This is a genomic window from Pseudomonas sp. PDM28, from assembly GCF_019219115.1.
Taxonomy (GTDB): domain Bacteria; phylum Pseudomonadota; class Gammaproteobacteria; order Pseudomonadales; family Pseudomonadaceae; genus Aquipseudomonas; species Aquipseudomonas laurylsulfatiphila.
Window position 1 is genome coordinate 478675 of sequence record NZ_JAHUWG010000003.1, and the last position, 12866, is coordinate 491540.

The window sequence follows — 12866 nt, forward strand, 5'->3', positions numbered from 1 at the left end:
CACCTCAGAACCCACAGAGCCGACGCAGCAGAGAAGTATCCAGATGCTTCTCCACCAGATCCGCCAGCCGCTCGATATCGCGCTCGCGCAAGGCGTGATAATCCACGTCCTGCACCTCCTGCAAACCGGCCCAGCGCAACAGCGCACTGCACGCTGCCGGCGATTCGAACAGCCCGTGCAGGTAAGTGCCGAAAATCTGCCCGTCCGCACTTTGCGCACCGTCGCAGCGGCCGTCATCCAGATGCACAGCGGCATTTTCCAGGGCGGCTCCGGTGGTCACGCCTGCGTGGATTTCATAACCCGATACCGGCGCATCTTCCAGCGCCAGGCGACCGCAGACATTGCGCAGTTGTTTCTCTTGTTCGAGCCGGGTCTGGAACGCCAGCAGACCCAAACCGGCACTGGAACCCGGCGCACCCTCGAGGCCAAGCGGGTCATGCACCTGCTCACCGAGCATCTGCAGGCCGCCACAAATCCCCAGCAGTTTTCCGCCGTATCGCAGATGCCGGGCAATAGCGGTTTCCCAGCCGTTGGCCCGCAGGTACGCGAGGTCGCTGCGGACACTTTTCGAACCCGGAAGAATGATCAGGTCGGCAGGTGGAACCGCTTGGCCGGGCCCGATGAATTGCAGGTCCACTTGCGGATGCAGGCGCAGCGGATCGAAATCGGTGTGATTGCTGATGCGCGGCAGCACCGGCACCACGACTTTCAGCACCTGCTCGGCCTTATCCGTCTGGCGTTGATCGATGCCGTCCTCGGCCTCCAGGTGCAGGTCCATCACGTACGGCAGCACACCCATCACCGGTTTGCCGGTGCGTTCTTCAAGCCAGTCGAGACCGGGTTGCAGCAAGGCGATGTCACCGCGAAAACGATTGATGATGAAGCCTTTGACCCGCGCCTGTTCGCTCGGCGACAGCAGTTCGAGGGTCCCCACCAGATGGGCGAAAACCCCGCCGCGATTGATATCGGCAATCAGCAACACCGGACAATCCACCGCCTCGGCGAAGCCCATGTTGGCGATGTCGCCAGCACGTAAATTGATTTCCGCCGGCGAGCCTGCGCCTTCGACCATCACCAGCGGATACGCCGCGCTCAAGCGCTCGTGGGAGGCCAGCACCGCTTGCATGGCAATGCTTTTGTAGTCGTGATAGGCGACGGCGTTCATGGTCGTGACGGCGCGGCCATGGATGATCACCTGGGCACCGGTGTCACTGTTGGGCTTGAGCAATACCGGATTCATGTCGGTGTGCGGTTCGAGGTGCGCGGCCTGGGCCTGAACCGCCTGGGCACGACCAATCTCGCCGCCATCGGCGGTCACCGCACTATTGAGTGCCATGTTCTGCGGCTTGAACGGCACTACCCTGACACCCTGACGCGTGGCCCAACGGCACAACGCAGTCACCAGCGTGCTTTTACCGGCATCCGACGTGGTGCCCTGCACCATCAGCGTAGTCATTGCTTTTCCTTGGCGAAATCTTCGAATGCCTGCGCCAGCCGCACCCGGGCGGCTTCGTCACCGGGCAGGCCGAATCGCAGGCTGCTGTTGTGCGTGAACAACCGCAGGAGAATGCCGCGCCGGGCCATGAACTCATGCAGTGCTTCGGCGCGCTCGGTGATCAGCCACTGGAACAGCGCACAGCCGCCATGGGGCTCGAAGCCGTATTGCTGCAGCAACGACGCCAGGCGCTCGCTGGCCTCTTCGGTGCGCAGCCGCTGCCGCGTTTGCCCCTCGGTATCGCGCAGGCAGGCCTGCCCCACTACCCGGGTTGCCCCGCTCACGGCCCAGGGCCCCACTTGTTCAGCCAGCAACTTGAGCAACTTGCGCTCGGCCAGCACAAACCCCAGGCGCACGCCGGCCAGGCCGAAAAACTTGCCAAAGGAGCGCAAGACGATCAGCCCGACCTGATGGGCAAACGGCGCCAGGCTCAGTTGCGGCGTGTTATCCATGAACGCTTCGTCCACCACCAGCCAGCCACCGCGCTGGGCCAGTCGCGTGTGCCAGTCGAGCAGGCGACTGGGGGTGAGGCTCAGGCCCGTGGGGTTATTCGGATTGACCACCACCAGCACGTCGATGCTGTCGATGAAGAAGTCGACTTCCTGCTCCAGCACTTCCCGCACGATGTAGCCGTTGCGACGCCACGCTTCGGCGTGCTCGGCGTAGCACGGCGACAGCACGCCGACCTTGCCCGCCCGACGCAATCGCGGCAGCAGCTGGATCGCCATTTGCGAACCGGCCACCGGCAATGCCTGCAAGGTGCCGTAGTAATCACAGGCTGCCTGCTCCAGACCATCGTCCGCCTCCGGCAAACGGGCCCAGGCCCGCAGCGGAATATCCGGCACCGGGAACGGCCAGGGCGCCAGGCCCGTCGACAAGTCCAGCCAGTCGGCTTCATCTATGCCGTATTCGAGCGCCGCCTTGCGCAATCGTCCACCGTGCTCAAGCATAAAATTCGGCCCCCAGGCAGAGAATCAGCAGCCATAACCATACCCCGCGCTGGACCAGTTGCCAGCCCCGGTCTATGGAGTCGGCGTCCGCGGGCACGCCTTCGCCCAGTTGCGGACGCTGGTGCAGTTCGCCGTGATAAATCGCCGCCCCGCCCAATTCGACGCCAAGGGCCCCTGCCCCTGCCGCCATCACCGGGCCGGCGTTCGGACTGTCCCAGGTCGGGCCCTGGGTGCGCCAGCATTTCAACGCCAGCCGGGTTTTGCCCAGCAGCGCGTAAGTCAGTGCCACCAGACGCGCTGGAATGTAATTGAGCACGTCGTCGATCTTCGCCGCCGCCCACCCAAACCGTTCGAAGCGCTCATTGCGATAGCCCCACATCGCATCCAGCGTATTGCTCAGGCGATAGAGCACCACGCCCGGCGCACCGGCCACGGCAAACCAGAACAACGCGGCGAACACCGCGTCGCTGCCGTTTTCCAGCACCGACTCGGTGGCGGCACGGGCCACTTCGGTTTTATCCAGGTCACTGGTTTTACGGCTGACCAGATAACTCACACGCTTGCGCGCTTCATCAAGATCATCACCGCGCAAGGCCTTGGCCACCGGCGTGACGTGTTCACCGAGGCTGCGCATGCCGAGGGCGCAATAGAGCGCGAGAATCTCGACGATCCAGCCAACGTAAGGCGCCCAGGAGAATGCCGTGACCAACAGCACCAGCGGCAGCACGGCGATCACCCACGCGGTGACGCCATGGCTGCGCCAGCCGCGACCGCCGCCGTTGAAACGTTGCTCGATGCGATCGGCAAAACGGCCGAACGCCACCAGCGGATGCCAGCGTTTGGGTTCGCCCAGCAGCGCATCCAGCGCAACCGCGGCGACACTCAACAACGCCACACTCATTGACTCACTCCCCAATAGTTCTCATACAGCAATTCATGCAGCGGACGCGCCTGCGCCCAACCTTCGAGCACCAGCATCGGCGCCGGGTAGAACGCCTTCACCGGTCCCAGGCACAGCACCGCCAGCGGTTTGGCTCCCGGCGGCAGCCTCAACAAGTCCGCCAGTGCCTGGGGTTCGAACAGCGACACCCAGCCCATCCCCAGCCCTTCGGCACGGGACGCGAGCCACAGGTTCTGGATGGCACAGGACAGCGAGGCCATGTCCATTTCCGGCAAGGTGCGGCGGCCGAAAATATGTTGCTCACGGTCGTCCATCAGTGCGGCGACCAGGACCTCGGCGCAATCGTTGATGCCTTCCACCTTGAGCTTCATGAACTCGTCGCTGCGCTCGCCGAGGGCTTCGGCGGTGCGGATGCGCTCCTCCTCCACGAGCCCCTGGATTTGCCCGCGCAAGGCGCGATCACTGATGCGGATGAAGCGCCAAGGCTGCATCAGGCCGACGCTGGGTGCCTGGTGCGCAGCCTCGAGCAGGCGCTGGAGCAACTCGGGCTCGACGCTGCCACCACTGAAGTGGCGCATGTCGCGGCGCTCGCCGATGGCGCGGTAGACCGCTGCGCGTTCGGCTTCGGTGAATGCGTTGTCGGTCATGGCCTCTTCGCGGGCAAGCCCGCTCCCACATTCAAAAGTGAGCTGCCTGAAGAAACGCAATCCCCTGTGGGAGCGAGCCTGCTCGCGAAGGCGGCCCCACGGTCCGGCGCAAACAATGCGGCAATCGCCGAGGGATTGGACGGAAAATAAAAGTGCACGTAGGAGGCAGTCATCCGCCCCTCGCGATAAACCGCTTCCGCTCCGCGCCCGCCATTCGGGCTCACGCCCCGGGCAATCGGCGCCAGTTCCGTGGTGGTCAGCGAATGGTGATAGGTGTGCCCGCGCAGCGATCCTTCCGGCAGTTCCACCGCTTGCAACGCCAGCGCCGCCAGACGCTTTTGCATGACCGCATCACCGGCCAGCAAGCCCGCCAGTTCGGCACGAGTGCCCTCGACATCGGTCAGGGAGTCGAGCAGATACAGCATGCCACCACACTCGGCGAGCAACGGTTTGCCGGCGGCGTGGTGCGCGCGGATCGCGTCGAGCATCGCGGTATTTTGTGCCAGCGCAACATGGTGCAGTTCCGGGTAACCGCCCGGCAGATACAGGCTGTCCGCCTCCGGCAATTGGCGGTCGCGGATCGGCGAGAAGAACGACAACTCGGCACCCATCGCCCGCAGCAAATCCAGGCTCGCACCGTAGGTGAACGCAAAGGCTTCATCACGGGCCACGGCAATGCGCACACCGGCCAGCAGCGGTTCGGCGACGATGACATCGGGGGCGGCGAACTCGACGGCCGGCGGAAGCGCGACCTCACAACTGCTGGCCAGGGCATCGGCCGCGGCATCGAGGCGCAGGTCGAGATCGTTCAGTTCACTGGCTTGAACCAGCCCCAGGTGTCGGCTCGGCAGTTCAATCCCGGTTTCCCGGGACAGCGCGCCGTACCAGCGCAATCCTTCAGTCAGGCTGCCTTCGAGCAGTTGCGCGTGGCGCAGCGTGCCGACGCGGTTGGCCAACACGCCGGCGAACGGCAGGTCCGGCTGATAACGCGCCAGCCCCAGGGCCAGTGCGCCAAAGGTCTGGGCCATGGCGGTGCCGTCGATCACACCCAGCACCGGCACACCGAAATGCCGCGCCAGATCGGCGCTCGACGGCGTACCGTCGAACAGCCCCATGACGCCTTCGATCAGGATCAGGTCGGCTTCAGCGGCCGCTTCCCACAGCAACCGGCGACTCTCCTGCTCGCCGACCATCCACATGTCCAGTTGATACACCGGTGCACCGCTGGCGCGTTCGAGGATCATCGGATCGAGAAAGTCGGGGCCGCACTTGAACACGCGAACCTTGCGCCCCTGATTGCGATGCAATCGGGCCAGCGCCGCGGTGACGGTGGTCTTGCCCTGGCCGGAGGCCGGCGCGGCAATCAGTACCGCCGGGCAATGACGAGGCTGGTTCACAGCTCGACGCCTTTCTGCGCTTTGATTCCGGCCTGGAAGGCGTGCTTGATCATGCCCATTTCGGTGACCGTGTCGGCCATCTCGATCATTTCCGGCTTGGCGGCACGCCCGGTAATCACCACGTGTTGCATTGGCGGCCGGGCCTGCAAGTCGCTGAGCACCTGATCGAGATCGAGGTAGCCGTGCTTGAGGGCGATGTTCAGCTCATCCAGAACCACCAGGCCGATGGACGGATCGCGCAGCAGTTCCCGCGACACCGCCCACGCAGCTTCAGCGGCAGCGATGTCGCGCTGACGGTCCTGGGTTTCCCAGGTAAATCCTTCGCCCATCACATGAAAACGCACCTGCTCGGGAAAGCGCCGGAAGAACAGCTCTTCGCCGGTACTGTTGCGGCCCTTGATGAACTGCACCACGCCGCATTGCATGCCGTGCCCCATGGCGCGGGCGAGCATGCCGAAAGCCGAACTGCTCTTGCCCTTACCGTTGCCGGTCAGCACCAGCAACAGACCACACTCGTTCGGGGAATTGGCGATGCGCTCGTCGATCACGGCTTTTTTGCGCTGCATGCGCGCCAGGTGGCGTTCGTCACGATCGGGGGTATCAGTCATGGGGGAGCTCTCCGTTGAGGCAGGAATAACGGCGGGCAGGCACAAGAATAGAAGGCAACAAGCCTGGCATCGCCCACCGTGATGCCGCTGGATGAATCAGGCCGGTCTCCGGGCTCATGAGTGGCGCAAAGCCAGACTGTGCGCCTTCCCGCATCGAATCGACACAGTGGCATCAGACACAGTTTTCACTCATTTACCGTTGCGGGGGCAGCGCCGGAATTGCGGTTCTTCGACCAACGAAAGAACTCGCTCACCGGCTTCCCTGTTTCACTCTGTCGACCCAAGTCACAGAGCACCTGAAACAAGCCGCGAAGGTTAGAGGGTTGGGGGTGGAGCGTCAATTAAAGCCGGGAGGCCATCCTCCGAATAACTGTCGCCAAGCAAAAAACTGACGTCAATCTTGTGCCTCGCTCTCAGCGGTGATATCAAAGAGCCATAACCTCACAACACAATAATAAGGGTGAGCCCATGCAAGGCATGATCATCAGCAATCCAAAGCTGGAATTCCTGCGTCCTGTGCTCGAGCGCTGGTTCGAATGCATCGACCGCTACAACGCCGTCCGCGGTGATGGCGACACCCCCTACTGGCACGACGAAAAAGCCAATCTCGGACTGCTGTCGGCCGCCGCCTGGATGGCCGAGATGGTCACACTGCAACAGACACCCACCCGCAAGCACACCGAAGAAGGTGAACGCAACAGCCGCGCCGACCTGTTCCTCGCCTCGCCCGAAACCCGCGCCTACATCCAGGCCAGCCAGCGCTGGCCACGGGTCAACAGCCTCAATCTGAGCCAGGCGCTGCTCGACATCGCCAGCGATGCGAAGCGCCTGAGCCACGCCAGCGACCTGAAACTCGGCTGCCTGTTCGTCGCCCCGCAAAAAGCCCAGCAAGGCGCGACACCGGAAGAACTGCAGGACATGGTCGACGATCTGCAAAAGGAACACACCTGCGCGGTCGCCTGGTATTTCCCTTATGCCTACCGCAAGTTGCGCAATGAAGCCGGTAACTATCACCCCGGCATTGCGGTGCTGTTCAAGGAAGCACGCGGCTAGAGGTTGAACCATTGGACGACGACGCGTCTCTATGATTAGAACAAGGCATTCATAGGGAACACCCGTATGCGCACGCCCCCGCTCGTTCTCGTTATCGCGATCTGCGGAGGGCTCGCCGGTTGCAGTGAGACCGCCGGCCTGCAAGTCTCCGACGGCACCGGCCCCTCTCCTCAACTGCCGCCCCCCAACAAAACCCTGCTCCCGACCGTGAACATCGCCCCGGCCATCGGCTGGCCCCAGGGCGCGAAACCCGTCGCCGCCGCGGGCACTCAAGTGGCCGCTTTTGCCGAAGACCTGGATCACCCCCGCTGGCTTTATGTGCTGCCTAACGGCGACGTACTGGTGGCGGAAACCAACGCGCCACCCAAACCCGAAGACGGCAAAGGCATTCGCGGCTGGGTCATGAAGAAAGTCATGGGCCGCGCCGGAGCTCGCGTGCCCAGCGCGAACCGCATCACCTTGCTGCGCGACAAGAACCACGATGGCGTCGCGGAAACCCGCACGGTGTTTCTGCAAAACCTCAACTCGCCCTTCGGCATGACCCTGGTCGGCAATGACCTGTATGTGGCCGACACTGACAGCCTGCTGCGATTCCATTATGAAAACGGCGATACGTCGATCAAGTCGCCGCCGGTCAAAGTGGTCGACCTGCCGGGTGGGCCGCTGAACCACCACTGGACCAAAAACGTCATCGCCAGCAAGGACGGTCGCAAGCTCTACGTCACCGTGGGCTCCAACAGCAACGTCGCGGAAAACGGCATGGACAAGGAAGAAGGTCGTGCAGCGATCTGGGAAGTGGACCGTGCCACCGGCCAGCACCGGATCTTCGCCGCCGGCCTGCGCAACCCCAACGGCATGGCCTGGGAACCGCGCAGTGGCGCGCTGTGGACCGCGGTCAACGAGCGGGATGAAATCGGCAGCGACCTGGTCCCGGACTACATCACTTCGGTCAAGGACGGCGCATTCTATGGCTGGCCTTACAGCTACTACGGCCAGCATGTCGATATTCGCGTCGAGCCGCAAAACCCTGGCCTGGTGGCCAAGGCCATCGCTCCGGACTATGCCGTCGGCCCACACACGGCATCACTGGGCCTGACCTTCGCTGAAAACAGCAAGCTGCCGCCGCCGTTCACCCAAGGGGCCTTCATAGGACAGCACGGCTCCTGGAACCGCAAACCCCACAGTGGCTACAAAGTGATTTTCGTGCCGTTCAGCGCAGGCAAACCTGCGGGACAACCGATTGAAGTGCTCAGCGGCTTTCTCAACGAAAAGGAAGAAGCCATGGGCCGCCCAGTGGGCGTGGTGATCGACCGGCAGGGCGATCTGCTGGTGGCCGATGATGTGGGGAACAAGGTGTGGCGGGTGTCGGCAGGAAAATAAATTCCAACTGCCAACATATTCCCCTGTGGGAGCGGGCTTGCTCGCGAATGCAGGCTGTCAGTCGACTGATGTTTTGACTGATACACCGCCTTCGCGAGCAAGCTCGCTCCCACAGGGTTCAGGGTTCAGGGTTCAGGGTTCAGGGTTCAGGGTTCAGGGTTCAGGGTTTAGCGTTTGCGACAGAGTGTGAGCCCGTCACCCAACGGCAACAACGACAAGTCCACCCGCACATCATCCTTCAACGCCAGGTTGAGCGCCTGGATCGCCCGGGTGTCCGCGCTCTCGGGGCTGGTCTCAAGCACGCGCCCGCTCCAGAGGGTGTTGTCGAACACCGCCAGCCCACCGACCCGTAGCAAACGCAGGGCATGTTCCAGATAACTGGGGTAGTTGGCCTTGTCGGCATCGATGAACACCAGATCGAATTGCTCGGCCTGTCCTTGCAGCTCAAGCTCGGCGAGAGTCTCCAGTGCGGGTGCCAGACGCAGGTCGATCCGCCCGGCGAGTCCCGCCTCCTGCCAGTAGCGCCGTGCGATGGCGTTGTAGTCGCCGGGGATATCACAGCACATCAGCGAACCGTCAGCCGGCAATGCCGCCGCCATGCACAGCGCGCTGTAACCGGTGAACGTACCGATTTCGAGCAAGCGTCTGGCGCCGGTCAGCTTCACCAGCAAGGCAAGAAACTGTCCCTGCTCCGGCGCCACCTGCCAGCGTGCCATCGGCAGCGCCTGGGTCTCATCGCGCAAGCGCTTGAGCAGGGGTGTTTCGCGCAGGGAAACATCGAGCAGGTATTGGTACAGGGCGTCGTCGAGATTGAGCGTGCGAGCAGTCATGAGCAGCAGCTCCGGACGTTACGGGTTGCGCGCAAGATGTTCAGGCTGCAGCACACGCTTGGCGCTCAGGTAGGCCTTTTGCCAATAGGCCTTGGATAGACTGTCGAGCTTCACGGTGCCGCCGGTGGCCGGTGCATGGACGAAACGCCCCTCCCCCACGTAGATGCCGGCATGACTGACCTGGGAACCGCCATTGGTGGCGAAGAAAAGCAGGTCGCCGGTTTGCAGGCCTTCCTTGCCGACATTCGCCGCTTGCATGGAGATCATCTCGCGCGTGGTGCGTGGCAAGGCAATACCGGCGACATCGCGATACACATAGGCGATCAGGCCGCTGCAATCAAATCCGGAATCCGGCGTGTTGCCACCCCAGCGATAAGGCGTACCCACCAGACCGAGCGCGCGAAACAGCACGTCTTCCGCTTCGGGCGAAAAAGCTTGCGGGGAACCAAACACGATGGGCGCGCGCACCACCGGCGCGGGAGGCGGTGTGCGGCTGGCGCAGGCACTGAGCAGCGCGGCGAAGAACATGATTGCGAGGCGGGCCGACGTCGTCATAAGCAGAGCATCCTGATCTGGCTGCGGCTTTTTCTGCCGGGAGTGCAGAAAAGAAAACCGCCTGCGCGGGACGCAGGCGGTTTGCCATCATTAATAGATCAGGATTCTAGCTGCTATGGGGCAAACTTCAAGTAAGACTTTAAGTTCACCCTACAATCTGTGCACTTATTTGCGGGCAGTAACGATTGGCGACGCGTTAGGTGCCATCGCCAGGGCGCGCTTGGCCTCGATGAAGGTCTTGCTCCAGTAGCTATCGCCCAGGCTATCGATGCGCACACCACCGCTGCGGCGGCTGCTGGAGTGGATGAACTGGTTGTCACCCAGATAGATACCGGCGTGACTGACGCGACCACGACGACCGTTGGTTGCGAAGAACAGCAGATCGCCCGGCTCAAGCTTGCTGCGCGAGACCAGCGGAGCGTCCACGTTGATCATTTCGCGAGTGGAGCGTGGCAGGTTCATGCCCGCTTCTTCGCGGAACAGGTAACCGATGAAACCGCTGCAATCGAAGCCGGCTTCAGAAGTGCCACCGAAACGGTAACGGGTACCGATCAGGGACATGCCGCGTTCGAGGATGCTGTCGGCCAGGACCGGAAGCTGGTAGGACTTGCCGCCAGCGAAGTCTGCGAGTTCTTTTTCGGTGGCCTTCTCTTCTTGGTAAAGAGCTTCCTGAAAGAGGGCGGAAGACTGGGCAGTGGCCGAGTTTTGAACCTGCTGTTGCGGCGCTTGCTGGACCACTGGAGTGTGAGCAGCGCAACCGAACAACAGGGTGACGAGTGCGAGAGGCACGAGGGGTGCGAAGCGATTTAGCATGGGCACGACCGTGGCTGAAGTTGTAAAGAAGTCGAGACTATGCCCGCTATCGACCTCATTTGCAAATTCAATCAATCTTTTTGTGACTTATTGGTTTCTCGTTTACATCTAAGCGCTTAAGCCCATTTTAAACATGCACGCGGCCTGCAACCTTGCAGGAAAGCGGAATTTCTGGCGCCTGAAATATGCCGAAACGGCTGTAAGCCCCGGTTTCAGAGGGTCTACCAGCCGAGGGTTTCTTTCAAAAACGGGATTGTCAGCTTGCGCTGAGCCTGGAGGGAGGCCTGATCGAGACGCTCAAGCAACTCGAACAGCGCACTCATGCTGCGGGTACCGCGAGTCAGGATGAAATGCCCGACCTCATCGGTCAGGTGCAGTCCGCGACGGGACGCGCGCAATTGCAGGGCACGCAATTTGTCCTCGTCGGACAGTGGACGCATCTGGAAGATCAAGGCCAGGGTCAGGCGCGACTTGAGGTCTGCCAGCTTCACCGGCAACTCGCGCGGTGATGTCGACGCGGCAATCAGCAGGCGCCGGCCGCTGTCGCGCAGCCGATTGAACAGATGGAACAGCGCTTCTTCCCAGTCCGCCTTGCCGGCAACCGCCTGCAGGTCATCGAGACAGACCAGTTCGTATTGCTCAAGGTTATCGAGAATTTCGATCCCACGATCAAGCAACTCGGCCAGCGGCAGATACACCGCAGGCTCTCCCAATTGCTCGAAGCGCAGGCAGGCAGCCTGCAACAGGTGCGTACGCCCTACCCCATCCTTGCCCCAAAGGTAGATCAGGCTTTCGGTCCAGCCGGCGTCGGCTTCGCATAGCCGCTCGACATAGCCGAGTGCAGCGGCATTGGCGCCTGGGTAGTAGTTGATAAAGGTGGCGTCGTCACGCAGACGCACACCTAGGGGCAACTGAATCGGTTTCATGCTGACTGAACAGTTCCAAAGGAACCGTTAGTGGCCTCTGTGTAAAGTTTGCGAAGTTTATACCCGTGAAGCGGGCCGCACAATGCGATAGACCACAAGCAAAATCAAAGGTTTGCGTTAACGCACCGGTTTTATGACAGTTTCTTTGGCGGTGCATGTGACAGTCGCGCTGTGTAATCAGGCGGACCCGGTACGAACCCGAGGCAGCCCGCCATCGCCCATCGACACCTTTTACAGCTGCTGTTCGTCAACGCCCCCGTAGATATCGGAATCCTTATACAAATCTTGCACATGGCGAACCAGCACCATGATCACCGCGGCGACCGGCAATGCCAGCAGCACACCGGTAAAGCCAAACAGCTCCCCCCCGGCCAGGATCGAAAAAATCACCGCCACCGGGTGCAGACCAATCCGGTCACCGACCAGCAGCGGCGTCAGCACCATACCCTCCAGCGCTTGGCCGACCATGAACACCGCGACAATGCCAAGCATCGGGTATAGATCGCCACCGAACTGGAACAGCCCTGCAATCAGCGCCGCACCGATGCCGATGATAAATCCCATGTACGGCACGATCGCTGCCATACCGGCAATCACGCCAATCAGCAAGCCCAGCTCCAGCCCGACCAGCATCAGGCCCGCGGCGTAGATCACCCCCAGGGCCACCATGACCAGCAACTGGCCACGAATGAATGCTCCGAGCACTTCATGGCATTCACCCGCCAGCGACACCGCTCGCTCCTCACGATCACGGGGCAGCAGGCTGCGGACCTTGGCCATCATCAGGTCCCAATCGCGCAACAGATAGAAGCTCACCACCGGGATCAACACCAGATTCGCCAGCCAGCCAATCAACGCCAGCCCCGAGGCAGTGGCATGACTCAGTACCACGCCGACAACATCGGAGGTCTGGCTCATATGTTCGCCGATGGCTGCCTTCAGCCGGTCGAACTTCCAGAAGCCCTCCGACAGGCCGAACTTCGATTGCGCCCAAGGCAACGCCGTGTGCTGCAGCCAGTCGAGCATCTGCGGGGCCAACTCATACAAACGAAACAGCTGTCGGGCGAGCAACGGCACCAAGACCAACAGCAGCGCGGTGAGGATCAATGTAAACAGGGCAAACACCGCCACTACACCCCAGGTGCGAGACAGCCCCGCCTTCTCCAGTCGATCCACCAGCGGGTCGAACAGATAGGCCAACAGCAGGGCCACCAGGAACGGCGTCAGGATCGGATGCAACAACCAGACAAAAACACAAAGCAGGACCACCCCACCGAGCCAGAACCAACGCCGCGTATCGGCCATGAACCA

At 62.1% G+C, this 12866-nt stretch carries 13 protein-coding genes and 1 riboswitch; of the genes, 2 read left to right on the top strand and 11 right to left on the bottom strand.

All coding sequences use genetic code 11. The features are described 5' to 3' along the window. Positions 1–4: 4 nt before the first annotated feature. The 6 genes from KW841_RS08640 to cobO are packed head-to-tail and all read right to left on the bottom strand — an operon-like array spanning position 5 to position 5998. Positions 5–1456, bottom strand: a complete 1452-nt coding sequence (locus KW841_RS08640) for a cobyric acid synthase (protein ID WP_218475247.1) — start codon at positions 1454–1456, stop codon at positions 5–7. Next, positions 1453–2445, bottom strand: coding sequence for a threonine-phosphate decarboxylase CobD (cobD, locus tag KW841_RS08645; RefSeq protein ID WP_218475249.1), 993 nt, complete (start codon positions 2443–2445; stop codon positions 1453–1455). Before cobD ends, KW841_RS08640 begins: the two co-directional genes overlap by 4 nt. Beyond that, a complete protein-coding gene (gene cbiB / locus KW841_RS08650; protein WP_102701785.1) occupies positions 2438–3346 on the bottom strand; it encodes an adenosylcobinamide-phosphate synthase CbiB in 909 nt (302 codons plus the stop codon). The genes cobD and cbiB overlap by 8 nt, the downstream gene beginning before the upstream one ends. Continuing rightward, positions 3343–3993: a 5,6-dimethylbenzimidazole synthase gene (gene bluB, locus KW841_RS08655; RefSeq protein ID WP_218475251.1), complete on the bottom strand. Its 651-nt coding sequence runs from the start codon at positions 3991–3993 to the stop codon at positions 3343–3345. Before bluB ends, cbiB begins: the two co-directional genes overlap by 4 nt. After that, entirely contained in the window at positions 3990–5390 is a 1401-nt protein-coding gene (locus tag KW841_RS08660) for a cobyrinate a,c-diamide synthase (RefSeq protein WP_218475253.1), read from the bottom strand. Before KW841_RS08660 ends, bluB begins: the two co-directional genes overlap by 4 nt. Then, on the bottom strand, positions 5387–5998 hold the full coding sequence (gene cobO / locus KW841_RS08665) for a cob(I)yrinic acid a,c-diamide adenosyltransferase (protein ID WP_218475255.1): 612 nt from the start codon (positions 5996–5998) through the stop codon (positions 5387–5389). Before cobO ends, KW841_RS08660 begins: the two co-directional genes overlap by 4 nt. Before the next feature lie 81 nt (positions 5999–6079). Continuing rightward, positions 6080–6313, bottom strand: a riboswitch (cobalamin riboswitch). Between the two features lie 153 nt (positions 6314–6466). On the opposite strand from cobO, the gene KW841_RS08670 reads away from it, so the two are divergent. Both KW841_RS08670 and KW841_RS08675 read left to right on the top strand, forming a co-directional pair. Then, positions 6467–7051 (top strand): hypothetical protein, encoded by a 585-nt coding sequence (locus tag KW841_RS08670; protein ID WP_218475257.1) that lies wholly within the window; start codon positions 6467–6469, stop codon positions 7049–7051. Positions 7052–7117: 66 nt separating this feature from the next. Beyond that, a complete protein-coding gene (locus KW841_RS08675) occupies positions 7118–8431 on the top strand; it encodes a sorbosone dehydrogenase family protein (protein WP_218475259.1) in 1314 nt (437 codons plus the stop codon). Positions 8432–8598: 167 nt separating this feature from the next. On the opposite strand, the gene KW841_RS08680 is transcribed toward KW841_RS08675, so the two are convergent. The 5 genes from KW841_RS08680 to KW841_RS08700 form a co-directional block, all read right to left on the bottom strand. Then, positions 8599–9261, bottom strand: coding sequence for a class I SAM-dependent methyltransferase (locus KW841_RS08680; RefSeq protein WP_218475261.1), 663 nt, complete (start codon positions 9259–9261; stop codon positions 8599–8601). 18 nt (positions 9262–9279) lie between these two features. Continuing rightward, positions 9280–9816 carry a C40 family peptidase gene (locus KW841_RS08685; protein ID WP_104449855.1) on the bottom strand — a complete coding sequence of 179 codons (537 nt, stop codon included), beginning with the start codon at positions 9814–9816 and terminating at the stop codon, positions 9280–9282. 165 nt (positions 9817–9981) lie between these two features. Further along, positions 9982–10629 (bottom strand): C40 family peptidase, encoded by a 648-nt coding sequence (locus KW841_RS08690; protein ID WP_218475263.1) that lies wholly within the window; start codon positions 10627–10629, stop codon positions 9982–9984. A gap of 221 nt (positions 10630–10850) precedes the next feature. After that, the gene (gene hda / locus KW841_RS08695) at positions 10851–11555 is read right to left on the bottom strand and encodes a DnaA regulatory inactivator Hda (RefSeq protein WP_007898944.1); all 705 of its coding nucleotides are present in this window, start codon (positions 11553–11555) and stop codon (positions 10851–10853) included. 231 nt (positions 11556–11786) lie between these two features. Beyond that, positions 11787–12860, bottom strand: coding sequence for an AI-2E family transporter (locus tag KW841_RS08700; protein WP_218475265.1), 1074 nt, complete (start codon positions 12858–12860; stop codon positions 11787–11789). Positions 12861–12866 lie beyond the last annotated feature (6 nt).

Coding starts and splice junctions, on each gene's coding strand:
- KW841_RS08640 (WP_218475247.1), bottom strand. CDS start 1,456: ATGACTACGCTGATGGTGCAGGGCACCACGTCGGATGCCGGTAAAAGC.
- cobD (WP_218475249.1), bottom strand. CDS start 2,445: ATGCTTGAGCACGGTGGACGATTGCGCAAGGCGGCGCTCGAATACGGC.
- cbiB (WP_102701785.1), bottom strand. CDS start 3,346: ATGAGTGTGGCGTTGTTGAGTGTCGCCGCGGTTGCGCTGGATGCGCTG.
- bluB (WP_218475251.1), bottom strand. CDS start 3,993: ATGACCGACAACGCATTCACCGAAGCCGAACGCGCAGCGGTCTACCGC.
- cobO (WP_218475255.1), bottom strand. CDS start 5,998: ATGACTGATACCCCCGATCGTGACGAACGCCACCTGGCGCGCATGCAG.
- KW841_RS08670 (WP_218475257.1), top strand. CDS start 6,467: ATGCAAGGCATGATCATCAGCAATCCAAAGCTGGAATTCCTGCGTCCT.
- KW841_RS08675 (WP_218475259.1), top strand. CDS start 7,118: ATGCGCACGCCCCCGCTCGTTCTCGTTATCGCGATCTGCGGAGGGCTC.
- KW841_RS08680 (WP_218475261.1), bottom strand. CDS start 9,261: ATGACTGCTCGCACGCTCAATCTCGACGACGCCCTGTACCAATACCTG.
- KW841_RS08685 (WP_104449855.1), bottom strand. CDS start 9,816: ATGACGACGTCGGCCCGCCTCGCAATCATGTTCTTCGCCGCGCTGCTC.
- KW841_RS08690 (WP_218475263.1), bottom strand. CDS start 10,629: ATGCTAAATCGCTTCGCACCCCTCGTGCCTCTCGCACTCGTCACCCTG.
- hda (WP_007898944.1), bottom strand. CDS start 11,555: ATGAAACCGATTCAGTTGCCCCTAGGTGTGCGTCTGCGTGACGACGCC.
- KW841_RS08700 (WP_218475265.1), bottom strand. CDS start 12,860: ATGGCCGATACGCGGCGTTGGTTCTGGCTCGGTGGGGTGGTCCTGCTT.